Annotated in this window: 19 protein-coding genes; 9 read left to right on the forward strand and 10 right to left on the reverse strand. The window is 74.7% G+C overall.

All coding sequences use genetic code 11. From position 1 onward, the window contains the following. Positions 1–6 precede the first annotated feature (6 nt). From AB0M46_RS31750 to AB0M46_RS31760, 3 genes are read left to right on the forward strand one after another with little or no spacing between them, the layout of a single operon-like run. On the forward strand, positions 7–753 hold the full coding sequence (locus AB0M46_RS31750; protein ID WP_363342072.1) for a 4Fe-4S dicluster domain-containing protein: 747 nt from the start codon (positions 7–9) through the stop codon (positions 751–753). Further along, a complete protein-coding gene (gene nrfD, locus AB0M46_RS31755) occupies positions 750–1,640 on the forward strand; it encodes an NrfD/PsrC family molybdoenzyme membrane anchor subunit (RefSeq protein ID WP_363342004.1) in 891 nt (296 codons plus the stop codon). The genes AB0M46_RS31750 and nrfD overlap by 4 nt, the downstream gene beginning before the upstream one ends. A gap of 1 nt (position 1,641) precedes the next feature. Beyond that, positions 1,642–2,004 (forward strand): integrase, encoded by a 363-nt coding sequence (locus tag AB0M46_RS31760; protein ID WP_363342006.1) that lies wholly within the window; start codon positions 1,642–1,644, stop codon positions 2,002–2,004. 21 nt (positions 2,005–2,025) lie between these two features. Here the strand turns inward: AB0M46_RS31760 and AB0M46_RS31765 are convergent, their stop codons facing one another. The 3 genes from AB0M46_RS31765 to selD all read right to left on the reverse strand — a co-directional run bounded on the left by AB0M46_RS31765 (position 2,026) and on the right by selD (position 3,976). After that, positions 2,026–2,427 (reverse strand): RDD family protein, encoded by a 402-nt coding sequence (locus AB0M46_RS31765; RefSeq protein ID WP_363342008.1) that lies wholly within the window; start codon positions 2,425–2,427, stop codon positions 2,026–2,028. Positions 2,428–2,468: 41 nt separating this feature from the next. Further along, the gene (locus tag AB0M46_RS31770) at positions 2,469–2,870 is read right to left on the reverse strand and encodes a DUF2752 domain-containing protein (protein WP_363342010.1); all 402 of its coding nucleotides are present in this window, start codon (positions 2,868–2,870) and stop codon (positions 2,469–2,471) included. A gap of 98 nt (positions 2,871–2,968) precedes the next feature. Beyond that, positions 2,969–3,976: a selenide, water dikinase SelD gene (gene selD / locus AB0M46_RS31775; RefSeq protein WP_363342012.1), complete on the reverse strand. Its 1,008-nt coding sequence runs from the start codon at positions 3,974–3,976 to the stop codon at positions 2,969–2,971. Between the two features lie 92 nt (positions 3,977–4,068). On the opposite strand from selD, the gene AB0M46_RS31780 reads away from it, so the two are divergent. Both AB0M46_RS31780 and AB0M46_RS31785 read left to right on the forward strand, forming a co-directional pair. Next, entirely contained in the window at positions 4,069–4,620 is a 552-nt protein-coding gene (locus AB0M46_RS31780; RefSeq protein ID WP_363342014.1) for a PadR family transcriptional regulator, read from the forward strand. Further along, positions 4,617–5,021, forward strand: a complete 405-nt coding sequence (locus AB0M46_RS31785; protein WP_363342016.1) for a hypothetical protein — start codon at positions 4,617–4,619, stop codon at positions 5,019–5,021. The genes AB0M46_RS31780 and AB0M46_RS31785 overlap by 4 nt, the downstream gene beginning before the upstream one ends. Here the strand turns inward: AB0M46_RS31785 and AB0M46_RS31790 are convergent. The 3 genes from AB0M46_RS31790 to AB0M46_RS31800 are packed head-to-tail and all read right to left on the reverse strand — an operon-like array spanning position 5,018 to position 6,671. Further along, positions 5,018–5,872, reverse strand: coding sequence for a LysR family transcriptional regulator (locus AB0M46_RS31790; RefSeq protein WP_363342018.1), 855 nt, complete (start codon positions 5,870–5,872; stop codon positions 5,018–5,020). The genes AB0M46_RS31785 and AB0M46_RS31790 overlap by 4 nt on opposite strands. Before the next feature lie 21 nt (positions 5,873–5,893). Next, positions 5,894–6,076 carry a 4-oxalocrotonate tautomerase DmpI gene (dmpI, locus tag AB0M46_RS31795; RefSeq protein ID WP_363342020.1) on the reverse strand — a complete coding sequence of 61 codons (183 nt, stop codon included), beginning with the start codon at positions 6,074–6,076 and terminating at the stop codon, positions 5,894–5,896. Positions 6,077–6,134: 58 nt separating this feature from the next. Continuing rightward, positions 6,135–6,671 carry a helix-turn-helix domain-containing protein gene (locus AB0M46_RS31800; protein WP_363342022.1) on the reverse strand — a complete coding sequence of 179 codons (537 nt, stop codon included), beginning with the start codon at positions 6,669–6,671 and terminating at the stop codon, positions 6,135–6,137. 36 nt (positions 6,672–6,707) lie between these two features. Here AB0M46_RS31800 and AB0M46_RS31805 point away from each other — a divergent pair, with 36 nt between their 5' ends. Together AB0M46_RS31805 and AB0M46_RS31810 are read left to right on the forward strand one after the other, a co-directional pair. Continuing rightward, entirely contained in the window at positions 6,708–7,634 is a 927-nt protein-coding gene (locus AB0M46_RS31805) for an alpha/beta hydrolase (protein ID WP_363342024.1), read from the forward strand. A 4-nt stretch (positions 7,635–7,638) separates the two neighbouring features. Continuing rightward, a complete protein-coding gene (locus AB0M46_RS31810; protein ID WP_363342026.1) occupies positions 7,639–8,193 on the forward strand; it encodes an ABATE domain-containing protein in 555 nt (184 codons plus the stop codon). Between the two features lie 166 nt (positions 8,194–8,359). Here the strand turns inward: AB0M46_RS31810 and AB0M46_RS31815 are convergent, their stop codons facing one another. The 4 genes from AB0M46_RS31815 to AB0M46_RS31830 form a co-directional block, all read right to left on the reverse strand. Further along, the gene (locus tag AB0M46_RS31815; protein WP_363342028.1) at positions 8,360–9,556 is read right to left on the reverse strand and encodes a sugar efflux transporter; all 1,197 of its coding nucleotides are present in this window, start codon (positions 9,554–9,556) and stop codon (positions 8,360–8,362) included. Positions 9,557–9,565: 9 nt separating this feature from the next. Beyond that, on the reverse strand, positions 9,566–9,706 hold the full coding sequence (locus AB0M46_RS31820; RefSeq protein WP_363342030.1) for a hypothetical protein: 141 nt from the start codon (positions 9,704–9,706) through the stop codon (positions 9,566–9,568). Positions 9,707–9,841: 135 nt separating this feature from the next. Next, positions 9,842–10,795: an ATP-dependent DNA ligase gene (locus tag AB0M46_RS31825; protein ID WP_363342032.1), complete on the reverse strand. Its 954-nt coding sequence runs from the start codon at positions 10,793–10,795 to the stop codon at positions 9,842–9,844. Positions 10,796–10,811: 16 nt separating this feature from the next. Continuing rightward, on the reverse strand, positions 10,812–11,684 hold the full coding sequence (locus AB0M46_RS31830; protein ID WP_363342034.1) for an NAD(P)/FAD-dependent oxidoreductase: 873 nt from the start codon (positions 11,682–11,684) through the stop codon (positions 10,812–10,814). A 249-nt stretch (positions 11,685–11,933) separates the two neighbouring features. Here AB0M46_RS31830 and AB0M46_RS31835 point away from each other — a divergent pair, with 249 nt between their 5' ends. Both AB0M46_RS31835 and AB0M46_RS31840 read left to right on the forward strand, forming a co-directional pair. After that, positions 11,934–12,917 (forward strand): LacI family DNA-binding transcriptional regulator, encoded by a 984-nt coding sequence (locus AB0M46_RS31835; protein ID WP_363342036.1) that lies wholly within the window; start codon positions 11,934–11,936, stop codon positions 12,915–12,917. A 280-nt stretch (positions 12,918–13,197) separates the two neighbouring features. Beyond that, the gene (locus tag AB0M46_RS31840; RefSeq protein ID WP_363342038.1) at positions 13,198–14,520 is read left to right on the forward strand and encodes a serine/threonine-protein kinase; all 1,323 of its coding nucleotides are present in this window, start codon (positions 13,198–13,200) and stop codon (positions 14,518–14,520) included. The last annotated feature ends 247 nt before the right edge of the window (positions 14,521–14,767 follow it).

Here is a 14,767-nt window from a genome sequence, read left to right on the forward strand (position 1 = left end):
CAGCGGATGGGCTTCTTCACCGACACCAGCGTGTGCATCGGCTGCAAGGCCTGCGAGGTCGCCTGCAAGGAGTGGAACGGCGTGCCGGCCGACGGCCTCGACCTGCTCGGCCTGTCCTTCGACAACACCGGCCAGCTCGACGCGAACTCGTGGCGGCACGTCGCCTTCATCGAGCAGCCCGTCGGCGACCACGGCGACATGCGCTGGCTCATGGCCTCCGACGTGTGCAAGCACTGCACCCACGCCGCGTGCCTCGACGTGTGCCCGACCGGCTCGCTGATGCGCACCGAGTTCGACACCGTGATCGTGCAGGCCGACATCTGTAACGGCTGCGGGTACTGCATCTCCGCCTGCCCCTACGGCGTCATCGACCGCCGCGAGGGCGACGGCCGCGCCTGGAAGTGCACGCTGTGCTACGACCGCATCGGCGACGGCCTGAGGCCGGCCTGCGCGACCGCCTGCCCGACCGAGTCCATCCAGTACGGGCCGCTGGACGAGCTGCGCGAGCGCGCCCAGGCCCGCCTCGAGGCCCTCGACGACCCCCAGGCGCGGCTGTACGGCCACGACCCCGCCGACGGCGTCGGCGGCCAGGGCGCCTTCTTCCTGCTGCTCGACGAGCCGGAGGTCTACGGCCTGCCCCCGGCCCCGGTCGTCACCACCCGGGACCTGCCGCAGATGTGGAAGCGCGCCGGGCTGGCCGCCCTGACCATGGCCGCGGCGGTGGCCGTCTCCTTCCTGGGAAGGCGCAAGTGAGCGACTCGTACTACGGACGCCCGATCCTCAAGGCGCCGGCGTGGCGGCACGACATCCCCGCGTACCTGTTCACCGGGGGGCTGGCGGCCGGCAGTGCGCTGCTCGCGGCCGGTGCCGACCTGACGGGCCGCCCGCGCACCCGGCGGGCCGCCCGCCTGGCCGCACTCGGGGCGCTGGGGGCGAGCACCTACTTCCTGATCAACGACCTCGGCCGGCCCGAGCGCTTCCACCACATGCTGCGGGTGGCCAAGCCGACCTCGCCGATGTCCGTCGGCACCTGGCTCCTCACCGCGTTCGGCGGCGCCGCCGGGCTCGCGGCCACGGCCGAGATCCGCCCCCGCCGCTGGAACGGCCCGGCCGGCCGCCTCACGGACGCCGCCGGTCGCGCCGCCGGGCTGGGGGCCGCGGCACTGGCGCCGGGCCTGGCCACGTACACGGCGGTCCTGATCGCCGACACGGCCGTCCCGTCGTGGCACGAGGCCCGCGCCGACCTGCCGTTCGCCTTCGCCGGCAGCGCACTGGCCAGCGGCGCCGCCGTCGGCCTGATCGGCGCCCCGCCGTCGGAGGGTGGCCCGGCCCGCGCCCTGGCGGTCACCGGCGTGGCCCTGGAGGTGGCCGCCACCCACCGCATCGAGACCGGCCTGGGCCTGCTGAGCGAGCCGTACCGGACGGGCAAGGCGGCCCGCCTCCTGCACGCCGCCCGCGCCCTGAACCTGGCCGGCGCGGCGGGCGCCCTGCTGGGCCGCCGCAGCCGCGTCGTGTCCGCCCTGTCCGGCGCCGCCCTGCTGGCCGGCTCCCTGGCCACCCGCTTCGGCATCTACGAGGCCGGCGTCGCCTCGACCAAGGACCCCAAGTACGTCGTCGAACCCCAGCGCGGCAGCGCCTGACATGCCGCGCCCGCGCCTGCGCCGCCTGCGGATCGGCCCCCGTGAGTTCATGTGGCGCGCGGACATCCGCTGGACGCGGGCCGGCGTCGACTGGCAGCGGGCCGTCCGGGTCCGGGTCTGGGGCGGCGGCAAGAGTGGGCAGGCGCTGCAGGCCGACCTGATCTCGGTACTCCCGCCCGGCCCGTGGGGCGCGGGCGCGACGGACATGGCGCACCCGACCCCCGCCGACGTGCGGGCGCTCGTCGAGCAGGCCCTCGCCAGCGGCTGGCGGCCGCAGCTGCGGGGCGGGACGTTCCTGCTGTCCGGGCTCGCCACCCGGTTTTCGTTGCCCGGGTTCGTGCTGGCCGGCCGCCCAGCGGACTGAGCGGCCGGCAGCGGCGGCCGATCAGCCCTTGACGACCAGGGTCTTGACGATCTTGTCGGCGATGGTCTGACGCTTGGCGTCCCAGAGCGGGAACAGGAAGCCGATGTAGCAGATGATGCCGTCCACGAAGTGGCAGATGTCGCGCACGAACGCCTTGCCGAAGCCGAGCGGCCGGCCGGTCTGCTCGTCGATGAGCTTCAGGCCGAGGGCCTTCTTGCCGATGCTGGCGCCCTGGCCGCCGAGGTACGAGCGGTTGTAGAGAGCGAACGCGAGGGCGAGCAGCGTGAAGAGGAAGTAGATGAGGCCCGGGCCGCCGTCGCTGCCGGGACCGTCCACGGCGATGCCGATGCCGATGAGAATCCAGATCGGGATGGCGTCGACGAGGCTGGCGCCGACGCGCTGCGGCCAGGATGCGTAGTTCATAGGGATATCGCTCCTCGGGGTGTGGGGGGAACGGTGACGGCTCAGACGAGTCCGAACCGGTGGAGCTGCAACGCCCAGCTCGCCGCCGCGGCGGTGAGCGCGGCCAGCCCGATCCGGCGGCGGGTGGTGGCGGACCACGGCACCGGCAGGGAGACCAGGCCGAGCCACCGCAGCAGGACGAGCGGGACCGTCACGGCGGTGAGGATCGCGAGGCCCAGGACCGCGGGGTTGGCGCTGAGCGAGGCCAGTGGCCGGCCGTGCGTCAGCTCCACCGCGGCGGTGGTCAGCCCGCAGAACGGGCAGGGGATGCCGGTGGCCCAGCGCAGCGGGCATGGCAGGCCGAGGCCGGTGCCGGCGGTGACCGCCGGCCAGACCACCGCCGCCGCCGCGACCGCGACGCCGAGGCCGCCGAGGCGCTCCGGTACCGAGTACTGTCTGCGCACCCCTGGACCCCGCTGCTCGCCGTGAAGTGATGATCTTAGGTGGTGATACACATCACCGGATCGGTCGAACGGATGATCCGCGGCGGGGGACGAGCTGGTCAGCGGACCTGCAGGGTCACCCCCGCGCCGGGGACGAGGTGGCCGATCACGGGGTGGCCGGGCAGTTCGCCGGCGACGAGGAGGCCGCCCGAGGTCTGGGCGTCGGCGAGCAGCAGCAGCTCGTCCTCGCTGGTGCGGCCCGGGTCGAGGTGGGGGCGGACCCAGTCCAGGTTGCGCCGCGTGCCGCCGCTCACGAAGCCGTCGGCGAGGGCCTGCCGGGCGCCGTCCAGGTAGGGGACCGCGGCGGCGTCGACGACGGCGGTGACGCCGCTGGCCCGGGCGAGCTTGTGCAGGTGGCCGAGCAGGCCGAAGCCGGTGACGTCGGTGGCGCACTCGGCGCCGGCGGCCAGGGCGGCCTCGGAGGCGTCGCGGTTCAGCGTGGTCATGGCGGCCACCGCGTGCGGGAACGGCTCGCCGGTGGCCTTGTGCCGGCTGTTGAGCACGCCGATGCCCAGCGGCTTGGTCAGGGTGAGCGGCAGGCCGGGGCGGCCGCGGTCGTTGCGCAGCAGGCGGTCCGGGTCGGCCAGGCCGGTGACCGCCATGCCGTACTTCGGCTCCGGGTCGTCGACGGAGTGTCCGCCGGCCACGTGACAGCCGGCCTCGCGGGCGACGTCGAGGCCTCCGCGCAGTACCTCCGCGGCCAGGGTCAGCGGCAGGACCTCCCGCGGCCAGGCGAGCAGGTTCACGGCCACCACCGGCCGGCCGCCCATCGCGTAGACGTCGGACAGGGCGTTGGCCGCGGCGATGCGCCCCCAGTCGTAGGGGTCGTCGACGACCGGCGTGAAGAAGTCGGCGGTCGCGACGACCGCGGTGCCATTGGCGATCGAGACGACGGCGGCGTCGTCGCCGTCGTCCAGGCCTACGAGGAGTTCGCCGGGCCCGGCGGGGGCCTGGCTGCCGACCAGGCCGGCGACCACCGCCTCGAGCTCGCCGGGCGGGATCTTGCACGCGCAGCCGCCGCCGTGGGCGTAGCCGGTCAGCCGGATCGTCTCGGTCACGCCGACCAATGTATCCGGTTGCTGACGATCGTCGGCCCGGACTTGACCTTGGCTTCCCGGACGGCCCAATATATCTGGCAGATACATTTGGGGGTGCGGGGATGGCACGGTCGAGTCAGACCGAGATGGCGGTGCTCGGCGCGCTCAGCGTCGAGCCGATGACCGGGTACGCGTTGCGCGAGGCCATCCGCGACGTGCTGGGCCACTTCTGGAGCGAGAGCTTCGGCCAGATCTACCCGACCCTGAACGACCTGGAGGCGCGCGGGCTGGTGGCCCGCACCGGCGGCGCGCGGGCCCGCTCCTCGACGTTCGCGGTCACGCCGGACGGGGCGCGGCGGCTGCGCGAGCTGCTCGGCCAGCCGATCCAGGAGGTGCCGCCGCGCAACGGGCTGATGCTGCGGCTGTTCTTCGGCCGGACGCTCGGCGTCGACGCCTGCCGCGAGCTGATCGCCGCCACCCGGGCCGATGCCGAGCGGCGGCTGCGGGAGATGGACCGGCTCGCCGCCGAGGTCGCCGGCGAGCCGCAGTATTCGGCCGATGCGCCGTTCTGGCGCCTCACCATCGCCGCGGGCCGGCACACCGCCGAGGCCGCGATCGCGTGGGCGGACGAGAGCCTCGCCGCCCTGGACGACATGGACAGGAGCCCCAGTTGACCACGTCTGCTTCCCGCCCGGCCGCGCTCGCCGCGACCGCCGGTTGCCTGGTGATGGTGGCCTTCCAGCTGTCGCTGGCGGCGGGCGCGCCGTTCGGCCGCGCGGCGTGGGGCGGCAGCCATCCGGGCCAGTTGCCCGCCGACCTGCGGGTGTCCAGCGCGTTCGCGGTCGCCGTGTGGGCCGTCGCCGCGCTCGTGCTCGCGCGGCGGGCGGGGCTGACCAGCGTGCCGCCGGACGGGTTCGCGCGGGTCGCCACGTGGGTGCTGGGCGGGCTGGTCCTGCTCGGCGCGCTGGCGAACTTCGCGTCGCCGAGCGGCTGGGAACGGTACCTCTGGGGCCCGTTCGCGGTGCTGCTGGCGATCCTGTGTTTCGCCGCGGCCCGCCGGCGCCGCGCGAACTAGGCGCCGACGAGGGCCGCGATCACCGGGTCCGGGTCGCCGTCGCGGACGGCCAGGGAGGTGACCAGGGACAGGCCGGGGTCGCGGAACGGCACGAAGGCCACCCTCCCGGCCCGCAGCGTGCGGGTGTGGGCCGCGTAGGCGACCGTCCACAGTGTCTCGTCCGCGCCGATGGCGGCCAGCGTGTCCTGCAGCGTCCCGGCCGGCGGCCCCGGCCGCGGCTCGAAGCCCGCCGCCGCGCACGCCCCGGTCACCAGGTCGACCAGCGCCGGGTGGTTGCGCCGCGCGGTCAACGTCAGCCGCATCCCGGCCAGGTCGGCCAGGTCCAGGGACGCGGCGGCCGCCAGCGGCCCGCGCGCCGAGACCACGGCGACGAGCGGGTCCGTCCACAGTGCCACGGTTCGCAGCCCCGGGTGCCGGGCCGCGCCCCGCACGAAGGCGGCGTCCAGGCGCCCCTCCGCGACCTGGGCCAGGCGCTCCCCGACGGGTGCCGACACCAGCTCCACGGCGACGTCGGGTGCGGCTTGCGACAGTTGCTCGAGGACCTGGTCCAGGCGCTCGCCCAGGCCCGTGCTCGTGCCGAGGCGAATGGTGCGGCGGTCCGGGTGGGCGAGGGCGAGGGCCCGGTCGGCGGCGGCGAGGACCTCGCGGGCCGCCGGCAGGAAGCGCTCGCCGAACGCCGTGATGCGCACCCGCCGGGGCGAGCGGTCGAACAGCTGCGCGCCCAGTTCCCGCTCCAGCCGGCGGATCTGCTGGCTGACCGCGGGTTGCACGATGTGCAGCAGCTCGGCCGCCCGCCCGAAGTGCAGCGTCTCGGCGACGGTCACGAAGTACCGCAGCTGGCGCAGTTCCATGCCGCCAACCGTAGGCGGCCGCTACTTGTCGGCGATGAGCGTGCCGGCCAGCGACCAGCTCTCCGGGGGCGTCTCCTGGATCCAGACCTGGACGGTCTCGGCCGGGACCTTGTAGGCGTCGACGAACGCGTCGGTGATGCGACGCACGAGGTCCCGTTTGAGCTCGACGTCGCGGGGACCCTGCAACACGGTGACGATTGGCATGCCCTCATCACACCGCGTCGGGCAACGGCGACCAAGACGCAAGAACCTCGCGCAGCGATCAGGAGTCGTGATCGTGCATGGGAAACAGCACCGGGCTCAGCAGGTGCTGCTCCCGGCCCGGGCCGGGCTCGTGGGTCAGGTGCGGCACGATCGCGGCGCGCATGCCGGCGATGAGCTCCTCGCGCTCGGCCGCGCTCAGCCACAGCGCGTGCTGGCGGTAGCCGACCTGGTCGCGGGCCGGGTCGGCGGCGGGGTCGTCGAGGTAGGCGGAGTACTCGGCCAGCAGCGCCGCCATCGCGGCGGCGAACGCCCGCCGGTGCTCCTCGACGGTGGCCGCGGCCGCGCGCTCGGCGGAGACCGTCGCGCGGGCCGGCTGCAGGCGGTAGTGGCGCTCCACGAAGCCGCGCACCCGCTGCTGGCCCGCCTCTTCCAGGATGCCGGCCTCGGCGAGGAGGGCGACGTGGCGGTACACCGTGGCCTTGGACGCGTCCGGGATCCGGTCGCACAGCTGTTGCGTGGTCAGGGAGCGCCCCCCGGCCAGCGAGTGCACGATGCGCAGCCGGACCGGGTGCAGCAGCAGTTCGACGGGGTCCATTGGCTTATGTTCGCACGACTGCTAATGTTCGCAGACATGAGAACAATGCCCCGGGGTGCCACCGTCGAGGTCGACGGGCGCCGCATCGCGCTCTACCGGGCCGGCGAGGGCGGGCCGCCGGTCGTGTTCCTGCCCGGCGCCGGGCTGATCGGCCTGGAGTACGACAACGTCCTGCGCGCCGCCGCGGAGCTGACCACCGCCGTGACGTACGACCGCGGCGGCACCGGCTGGAGCGACCCGGTCCCGCTGCCCCGCCGCGCCGCCGACGTGGCCGCCGAGCTGCGCGCCGCCCTCCGCGCGGCCGGCCTGCCCGGGCCCTACGTGCTCGCCGGGCACTCCATGGGCGCCGTCTACGCCCGCCGCTTCGCCCAGCTGTTCCCGGCCGACGTGGCCGGCCTGCTGCTCATCGACCCCGGGCACGAGGACATCCTGCGGTTCCTGCCGCCCGAGGTGGTGGCCATGAACGAGGCGATGAAGCCCACCTGGGACGAGCTGCCGGACCTCACCCCCGAGCAGCGTTCGGCCTCCGCCGCCGCGCTTTCCCAGGTGTACCGCGAGTGGCCGGCCGACCTGCGCGAGGCGCTCGTCGAGCACCGCCTGGCGACGTGGCGCACCGGCATCGCCGAGGGCCGCAACCTGGAGCGTGAGGTGTACGCCGAGCTGGCCGCCGGCGGCCCGACGCCCGGCGTGCCGCTCATCGTGCTCACCGCGGCCGAGCGCAACCCGCTGTGGGCCCAGCACATGCCGCCGGACCTGCTCGAACGGGCCCACGACGGCATTCGCGCCCTGCACGCCTCGATCGCCGCGTCCGTGCCCGGCGGCGAGCAGCGCTTCGTCGAGGGGGCCTCGCACCAGTACCTCCATGCGCAGCGCCCCGGCCCCGTCCTGGACGCGCTGCGGGACCTCCTCGCGCGGGCGGCGGGGGCAGGGGTACCGGTTAAACCGGTGTTGGGGCTAGGGTAGCCACATGCTCTTTCGCCAGGGAGCCGGCAGGCTGTGTCTCGACTTCATCCGCACGCTGCGCCACCGCGGCACCGCGCAGGCCGAGGAGGACCTGCCCGACGGCCCGGCGCTGTCCGCGTGGGTCGCCCAGTGCGGCCCGGTCGCCCCGGTGCCGGGCAGCGTGGTGCCGGCCGCGATCGTGCGCGACGCCCAGCAGCTGCGCGAGGCGGTGCACGCGCTGGTCGGCGCCGCCCGCCGCGGCGGGGGCCTGTCCGCCGTGCCGGAGGAGCAGCGCGAGCGGGTGAACCAGGCGGCGGCGCGCTCGGTGCCGATCCCGGCGCTGATCGAGACCGGGGAGCGGCGGTGGTACGCCAACGACCCCGTCACCGCCACCCTGGCCCTCATCGCCCGCGACGCCCTGGACCTCGTCACGTCGCCGGCGGCGGAGCGCCTGCGGGAGTGCGCCGACCCCTCCTGCCACGCGGTGTTCCTGGACGCCTCCCGCCCGGGCAGCCGCCGCTGGTGCTCGATGGACAGCTGCGGCAACCGCGCCAAGAAACAACGCCGCCGCGTCCACTGACCGGACCACCACGACCGGCGTCACCGCGGTCCGCGACGCCGCCGCGGACCTGGCCGCCGTCTCCGGCGACCTGCGCACCCTCGTCAGCCGCTTCCGGTTCTGAGCACCACCCCGAGCCGGCCCGTCGTACTCGCGGCGGCCGGGCGAGCGCAGGCCGGCGGCGCGGTCAGGCGGGTGCCGGGTGCTGGTGGCGGCGGGCCATGGTGAAGAGCAGGAGCAGGCCCAGGGAGCACAGGACGGCGCCGGAGACGTACGCATACCGGTAGCCGAGGTGCGCCGACAGGCCCAGCAGGGGGCCGGACATAATGCTCGCGATCGGGAACGCGTTGCCGGCCAGGGTGGCGGCGCGGCCCGGCTCGCCCGGCAGGAGCTCCTGGACGTAGGAGATGCCCAGGCCCTGGACGGCGGCGATGAAGCCGGCATTGAGCAGCTGCAGCACCGCCACCTGCCAGCTGTGCGTGGTCAGGCTCACCAGGGCGTAGTACAGGGCGCCGATCGCGCTGCCGAGGATGATCAGGCGGCCGAGGGGGTAGCGGGTGGACAGCGCGCCGAAGCCCAGCATCAGCGGGATCTCCAGGGCGGCGCACAGGCCCAGGATGAGGCCGGCGTCGCGGACCTCGGCGTGCAGCACCTGGCCGAGGTACAGCGACATCGCCTGCACCCCGAGCACCCCGGCGGCCTGCATGAGGGCGAACGCGGCCACCGTCAGCAGCACCGGCACGCGCACGCGGCCGGCCGGGGGCCGCTCGTGGTGCGCGGGGCGCGGGGCCTCCTCGAGGCGCACCAGCACGACGACGGCGGCCACCGCGTACGTGGTGGCGGCGGTGAGGTACAGCACCCGGAAACCGCCGGCCTGGACCAGCAGCGCGGCGACGGGCGGGCCGGCCACCCAGGCGATCGAGAACAGCATCCGCAGGGTGCTGATCGCCATCGCGGCGCGGGTGGAGCCGCGCTGCTGCAGCACCTCGCGGGCGTAGGCGAAGGACTGCGGGAACAGTGCGCCGCTGATCGCGGTCACGGTGATGGTCAGGGCGAGCAGCACCCAGTACTCGCGCACGAACGCGATCACGAGCGAGCCCGAGCAGCCGGCCAGGGCGGCGGTCAGCAGCAGGCGGCGGCGGATGGGGCGGCGGTCGGAGAGCTTGCCCAGCATGGTGTTGGACACCATGCCGGCCACCGGACCGGCGATCAGGAACGCGGCGACCTGGGCGGGGCCCGCGTGCACCTCGCTGCTGAGGAACAGCGCGACGAACGGGCCGACGACCGCGGTCGACAGGCCGACGAAGAAGAACATGACACCGAGCGGCACCAGGGTGCGCGTCGCGATCCTGCCGGGTGCCTCGACGCTAATCCCCGAAACCACGTCTGCACCTTACCGGACGTCCGGAGGGCGCTCACCCGCGAGGGCCGCGGCCACCACCAGGTCGACCACGGGGTCCTTGATGTCCGAATAGGCGCCGATGTCGGGCACGTGCCGGGCCGGCACCTCCTTGAACCGCCCGCAGGCCGCCACCGCCGCCGGGTTGGCCCGCAGCCAGTCTGCCGATGTGCTCGACCCGCAGCGCCAGCGGCCCGGCGGCGGCGCGGACCTGCGCGGCCAGCTCCCGGCCCCGCCGCGCCCAGCCGGGGTCTGCGGACTCGACGCGGATCACTGCTCAGCCCGCTTGGCCCGGGCCCGGCGCTTGCCCTCGTGCATGGCCTGCACACGCGGGACCGGGATGGTGTGGCCCTCGGCGATCAGGTCCGCCGGGATCTCCTGCGGCGCCGGCATCCGCGCCGCCCACGGGTCGTCCGCGCCGAGCAGGCCGGGTGCGGTGTGGACGGTGAAGTCGCGCGGGGTGACCCGGTCCAGGTCGGCCCAGTCGAGCGGGAACGACACCGGGCAGCCGGGCCGCAGCCGCGGGCTGTACGCGGACACCACCGTGGCCCCGCCCGATCGGGTCGGGTCGAGGAACACCTTGCCGTGCCGGTCCTCGCGGATGAACGCGGTGGTGGCCAGTTGCGGGTCGAGCCGCTCCGCGCGGGCCGCGATCGCGCGGGTGGCCGCGGCCACGTCCTGCATCGGGGTGGGCGCGATCGGCACGAAGATGTGCAGGCCCTTGGCGCCGCTGGTCTTCACCGCGCCGGTGAGGCCGGCCGCCGACAGGGTCTCGCGGACCAGGCCGGCGGCCCGCACCACCAGCCCGAAGCCGTCGCCCTCCGGCGGGTCGAGGTCGAGGACCAGGTGCGTGGTGTGCGCCCAGTCGTCGGCGCGGACCAGCGTCGGGTGGTACTCCACGGCGCGCTGGTTGGCGAACCACAGCAGCGTCCGCCGGTCGTTGCACAGGGCGTAGGCGACGTCCCGCTTCGACGTCTCGGCCCACATGTGGACCGTCGGGACCCATTCTGGGGTGTACTTCGGGACGTTCTTCTGCATGAACGCGTCCTGGCCGCGCATGATGCGCACCACGGACAGCGGGCGGTCGCGCAGCGCCGGGAGGATCCGGTCGCGCACGGCGTCGAGGTAGTCGACGAGATCGCGCTTGGTCGCGCCGGCCCCCTCGAAGATGGGCTGGTCCAGGTTGGTCAGCGTGACCCCGTCGCGTTCCTCGCCGCTGCTCACCGTCACACCGTACCGGTCAGGGCTGGGCGATGAGATCCATGTTGATCATCGCGCCGGCCTTCATCCCCGCCGCCGCGGCCCCGATCACCTGCCCCATCGGGTCGGCCACGTTGCCGGCCACCCACACGCCGGGCACGGAGGTCTTCCCGGCCGGGTCGGCCGGCACGTACGTGGCCACCGCCTCGCCCTGCATCTCCAGGTCCGCGACCTGCAGCCCGAGGCCGGCCAGGAACCCGGCCCGCACGGTGGGCCTGGTCTGCACCACGACGGCCTCCCGCGGGACGAGGGTTCCATCCCGCAGGTGTACGCCGGACTCGTCGACGCCCGCCACGAGCCCCTCGACGATGCGGACCTTCCGCGGTACCCCGGGAATCTCGCGCCCGTTGGTGAAGAGCACGACGTCGTCGCTCCACTGCGGCCACAGCTGCGCCGCGTGGCCGGCGAGGGCACTGGTGGCGATGATGCCGATGGGGCGGTCGCGGACCTCCCAGCCGTGGCAGTACGGGCAGTGCAGCACGTGCCGCCCGAAGCCCTCGGCCACGCCCGGGATGTCGGGCAACTCGTCGACCACGCCGGTGGTGACGAGCAGCCGCCGCGCGAGGTGCTCGCCGTCGACGCGGAACAGGTCGCCCTCTGCGTGCACGGAGTTCACCGTCGCCTCGAGGACTTCCGCGCCGTACCGCTGGATCTCCTGCCGCCCGATCGACAGCAGCTCGCCGGGCGGGGTCCCCTCCCGCCCCAGGTAGTTGTGCACGCCGTCGGCGGGGGCGTTGCGGGGCCGCCCGCCGTCGATGACCAGGACCCGGCGGCGGGCCCGGGCCAGGGTCAGTGCCCCGCTCAGCCCGGCCGCTCCACCGCCGATGACGATGACGTCGTACTGCTCGCTCATACCGCCATTGTTTTGCGCCCTGGCGTCAGCGGCAAGGCATCTTGCTGGAATGGCAAGAACGGTTCGTTACCCCCACAACCTCATGTTCCGCTACGTCCGCAGCGGCAACAGCGAGATCGCCACGCGGGTCGCCGGTGGAGCCGGCCACCCCCATGGCCAGGCGCGGCTTGGTGCACCTCCCATCGCAGCCGTTTGCCGGCCGGGTAACCGCGTCGACAGCCCGGCCGGCGTCCGGATACGTTTGCCCGCATGGAGCAGCAGCGGCCCAAGCTCGCCGACGTGGCGCGGGTCGCCGGCGTGTCCCGGGCGACCGCGTCGCGGGCCATGAACGGGCTGCCCGGCACGACGGACACGGTGCGGCAACGGGTCCGCGAGGCGGCGGTCCAGCTGGGCTTCGAGCCACACCCGGCGGCGCGGGCGCTCGCCACCGGCCGGACGGCCGTGACCCGCCCCGAGCGGATCGAGATCCTCATCGTCGACCCCGATCCCGCCGCGCTGAGCGCCAAGCCGTTCTACAGCCGGGTGCTGACCGGCGCGATGCGCGCCCTGGACGGCCAGGACATTGCGCTGCAGGTCCGGCGGGTGGCCGCGCCGCCGGCCGGCGCCGACGACCCGCCGTTCGGGCGGGTGCTCATCAACATGCCGGCCGCCGCCGCGGCCCCGGACCGCCGCCGGACCCGCACGATCGCGCTGGGCGAAGCGGCGCCGGGCATCCCGTTCGTAGCCCCGGACAACTACGGCGGCGGCCACCAGGCGGCCATGCATCTCGTCGCCACCGGCCGCCGGCGCATCGGCGCCGTGTTCGGCCCGCCGACCCCCTGCGCCCGCGAGCGCAAGACCGGGTTCCTGCACGCGCTGGCCGCCGCCGGTCAGGACGTGGTATCGATCGACGGCGACTTTACCCGCCCGGCGGCCTACGCCGCCGCCCACGAGCTGCTGGCCCGCCACCCGCACCTCGACGCCGTCTTCGCCGCCTGCGACGTCTCCGCGATGGGCGTACTGCAGGCCCTCCGCGAAACCGGCCGCCGCGTCCCCGGCGACGTGGCCGTGGTGAGCTTCGACGGCAGCGCCCTGGCCGAGGCGGCCGACCTGTCGTCGGTCTACATGCCCGTGGAGGAGGAGGCCGCCGCCGCGATCCGTCACCTCATCGACCCGGCCCTGCCCACCCCGCGCCGCCTGCCGACCACTCTTACCCTGCGCAGCTCCAGTCTTACCCTGCGCAGCTCCAGCTAGCTGTGCCGACCACGGGTGTACGGGGGATCCGCCGATCTCCACGACGGGCCCGGGCGGCCAGTCGCTGCACTCCGGTTGCGAAACCCACAGCAGATATTCGGCGGCTCGTCGGCCCCGTTCCTGATATCTGACAGAGCGCATTCGGATCGCCCGCTCGGGGTGTTTGCGCTGCTGGGTTCCGCCCGCGCAACCGGTCCGGGAGGGCGGCGAGCGCGTCGCCGTCCACGACCCCGGTCCGGCTGATTCCGGGCCGCATCCGGCAGCTATTACGATCGTCGATGTGGTGATCTTCATGGACACCGATGGCCGGCAGTGGGGTTTCGACGAGGCGGATCGCATCGGCGAGCCCAGCGGCATGGGGGAGGTCTTCCGCGGCAGCGGCCCCGGCGGGCAGCCGGTGGCGATCAAGCGGATCCGGCCCGGCGGCTACGGGGAGGGCCCCGAGCGCCGCCGCATGCGCGAGGTCGAGATCGGTCACCTGCTGATGCGCGCGGCCCGGGACGGGCGGCCCACCGACCGCCTCGTGGTGCCGATCACCCACGTCCTGGCCGGCGACGACCTGATGATCGTGCTGCCGCTGGCCGACGAGTCGCTGCACGCGGCGCTGCGGCGCCGGGCCATGGACCTCGCCGCCGGGCTGCGGGTCGTGCGCGAGGTGGCCGAGGGGCTCGGCCAGCTGCACGCGCTGCCCGTGCTGCACCGGGACCTGAAGACGCCGAACGTGCTGCGCTACGGCGAGCGGTGGCGGCTCGCCGACTTCGGGATCGCTCGGAACCTGGACGAGTCCGCCGGGACCTACACCTTCGTGCTCCCCGGCACCGTCCCGTACATGGCCCCCGAGATCTGGGACGGCCAGCAGGCCACGAACCAGACCGACCTCTACGCGCTCGGCGTCGTGGCCTACGAGGTGTTCACCGGGGCGCGGCCGTTCGCCGGGCCGCGGGAGCCGCAGTACCGCCAGCAGCACCGTGAGGAGGCCGCGCCGTGGCCCGCCGGGGTGCCCAACGCGCTGGCCCGGCTGATGCTCCGGCTGCTGCGCAAGCAGCCCTCGCAGCGCCCGCAGGACGCGGCGGCCGTCCTCGAGACCCTCGACGGCATCGCCGAGGACGAGCGGCTGCCCGCCGGGCCGGCGGCGATGACCGAGGCGGCCGCCGGGCTGGAGCACCGGCTCACGCTCGGCGACGCGAGCGAGGCGGTCACCGCGGAGGCCGCCCGGGAGGCCCGGCACCAGGCCGAGCAGGCCGAGGGCGACCTGCGCGCGCTGCTGGAGGACGCGCACGAGCGGATCCTTCGGACGTTGCACGACGCCCGCCTCGACCTGCAGGACAAGACCCTCAGCCTCGGCCCGGCCCGGCTCACCTTCGACACCCGCGAGGCGATCACCCTGTCCCGCCACACCGATCCCGCCCTGCCGCGGACCGTCCGGATCGGCAACGCGCTGTCGAACCGGGTCTCCCACGCGGTCCTGCAGTGCGAGGCCGCCGCCGACGGCCGGCTGCGCTGGCGGTACGCCCGCGACATCATGCACGCCGACTGGCGGCCGCTGACCGTCGCCGCCGTCCTGGAACTGTTCACCCGAGCCCTGAACGGCCACCAGCGCTGACGGCGAACGGTCCAGCGCGGGACCCGAGACCGGCACGTCACGTGCTGCGCCAGGCCACGGAGCACCTTGGAGGCGGCCGCTGGCCTCGAGACTGGCGCTGGATCCTGCTGTGCCAGGCCGGGAGCAGCTTGGAGGCGGCCACGGCGGGCCCGTCCAGCGCCGGACTCGAGACCGGCACTGCACCTGCTGCGCCAGGCGGGGGAGCGGCAGCGGCGGGCCCGGTCCAGCGTCGGCCCCGCGACCCGGT

It is taken from the genome of Dactylosporangium sp. NPDC051485, assembly GCF_040682015.1.
Lineage (GTDB): Bacteria > Actinomycetota > Actinomycetes > Mycobacteriales > Micromonosporaceae > Dactylosporangium.

What these genes read in the sequence shown, in the direction of transcription:
- AB0M46_RS31810 (WP_363342026.1), top strand. Translation starts at nt 7,639, where the DNA reads ATGCTCTTTCGCCAGGGAGCCGGCAGGCTGTGTCTCGACTTCATCCGC.
- AB0M46_RS31790 (WP_363342018.1), bottom strand. Translation starts at nt 5,872, where the DNA reads ATGGAACTGCGCCAGCTGCGGTACTTCGTGACCGTCGCCGAGACGCTG.
- AB0M46_RS31830 (WP_363342034.1), bottom strand. Translation starts at nt 11,684, where the DNA reads ATGAGCGAGCAGTACGACGTCATCGTCATCGGCGGTGGAGCGGCCGGG.
- AB0M46_RS31765 (WP_363342008.1), bottom strand. Translation starts at nt 2,427, where the DNA reads ATGAACTACGCATCCTGGCCGCAGCGCGTCGGCGCCAGCCTCGTCGAC.
- dmpI (WP_363342020.1), bottom strand. Translation starts at nt 6,076, where the DNA reads ATGCCAATCGTCACCGTGTTGCAGGGTCCCCGCGACGTCGAGCTCAAA.
- AB0M46_RS31780 (WP_363342014.1), top strand. Translation starts at nt 4,069, where the DNA reads ATGGCACGGTCGAGTCAGACCGAGATGGCGGTGCTCGGCGCGCTCAGC.
- AB0M46_RS31835 (WP_363342036.1), top strand. Translation starts at nt 11,934, where the DNA reads ATGGAGCAGCAGCGGCCCAAGCTCGCCGACGTGGCGCGGGTCGCCGGC.
- AB0M46_RS31750 (WP_363342072.1), top strand. Translation starts at nt 7, where the DNA reads ATGGGCTTCTTCACCGACACCAGCGTGTGCATCGGCTGCAAGGCCTGC.
- AB0M46_RS31800 (WP_363342022.1), bottom strand. Translation starts at nt 6,671, where the DNA reads ATGGACCCCGTCGAACTGCTGCTGCACCCGGTCCGGCTGCGCATCGTG.
- AB0M46_RS31760 (WP_363342006.1), top strand. Translation starts at nt 1,642, where the DNA reads ATGCCGCGCCCGCGCCTGCGCCGCCTGCGGATCGGCCCCCGTGAGTTC.
- AB0M46_RS31805 (WP_363342024.1), top strand. Translation starts at nt 6,708, where the DNA reads ATGAGAACAATGCCCCGGGGTGCCACCGTCGAGGTCGACGGGCGCCGC.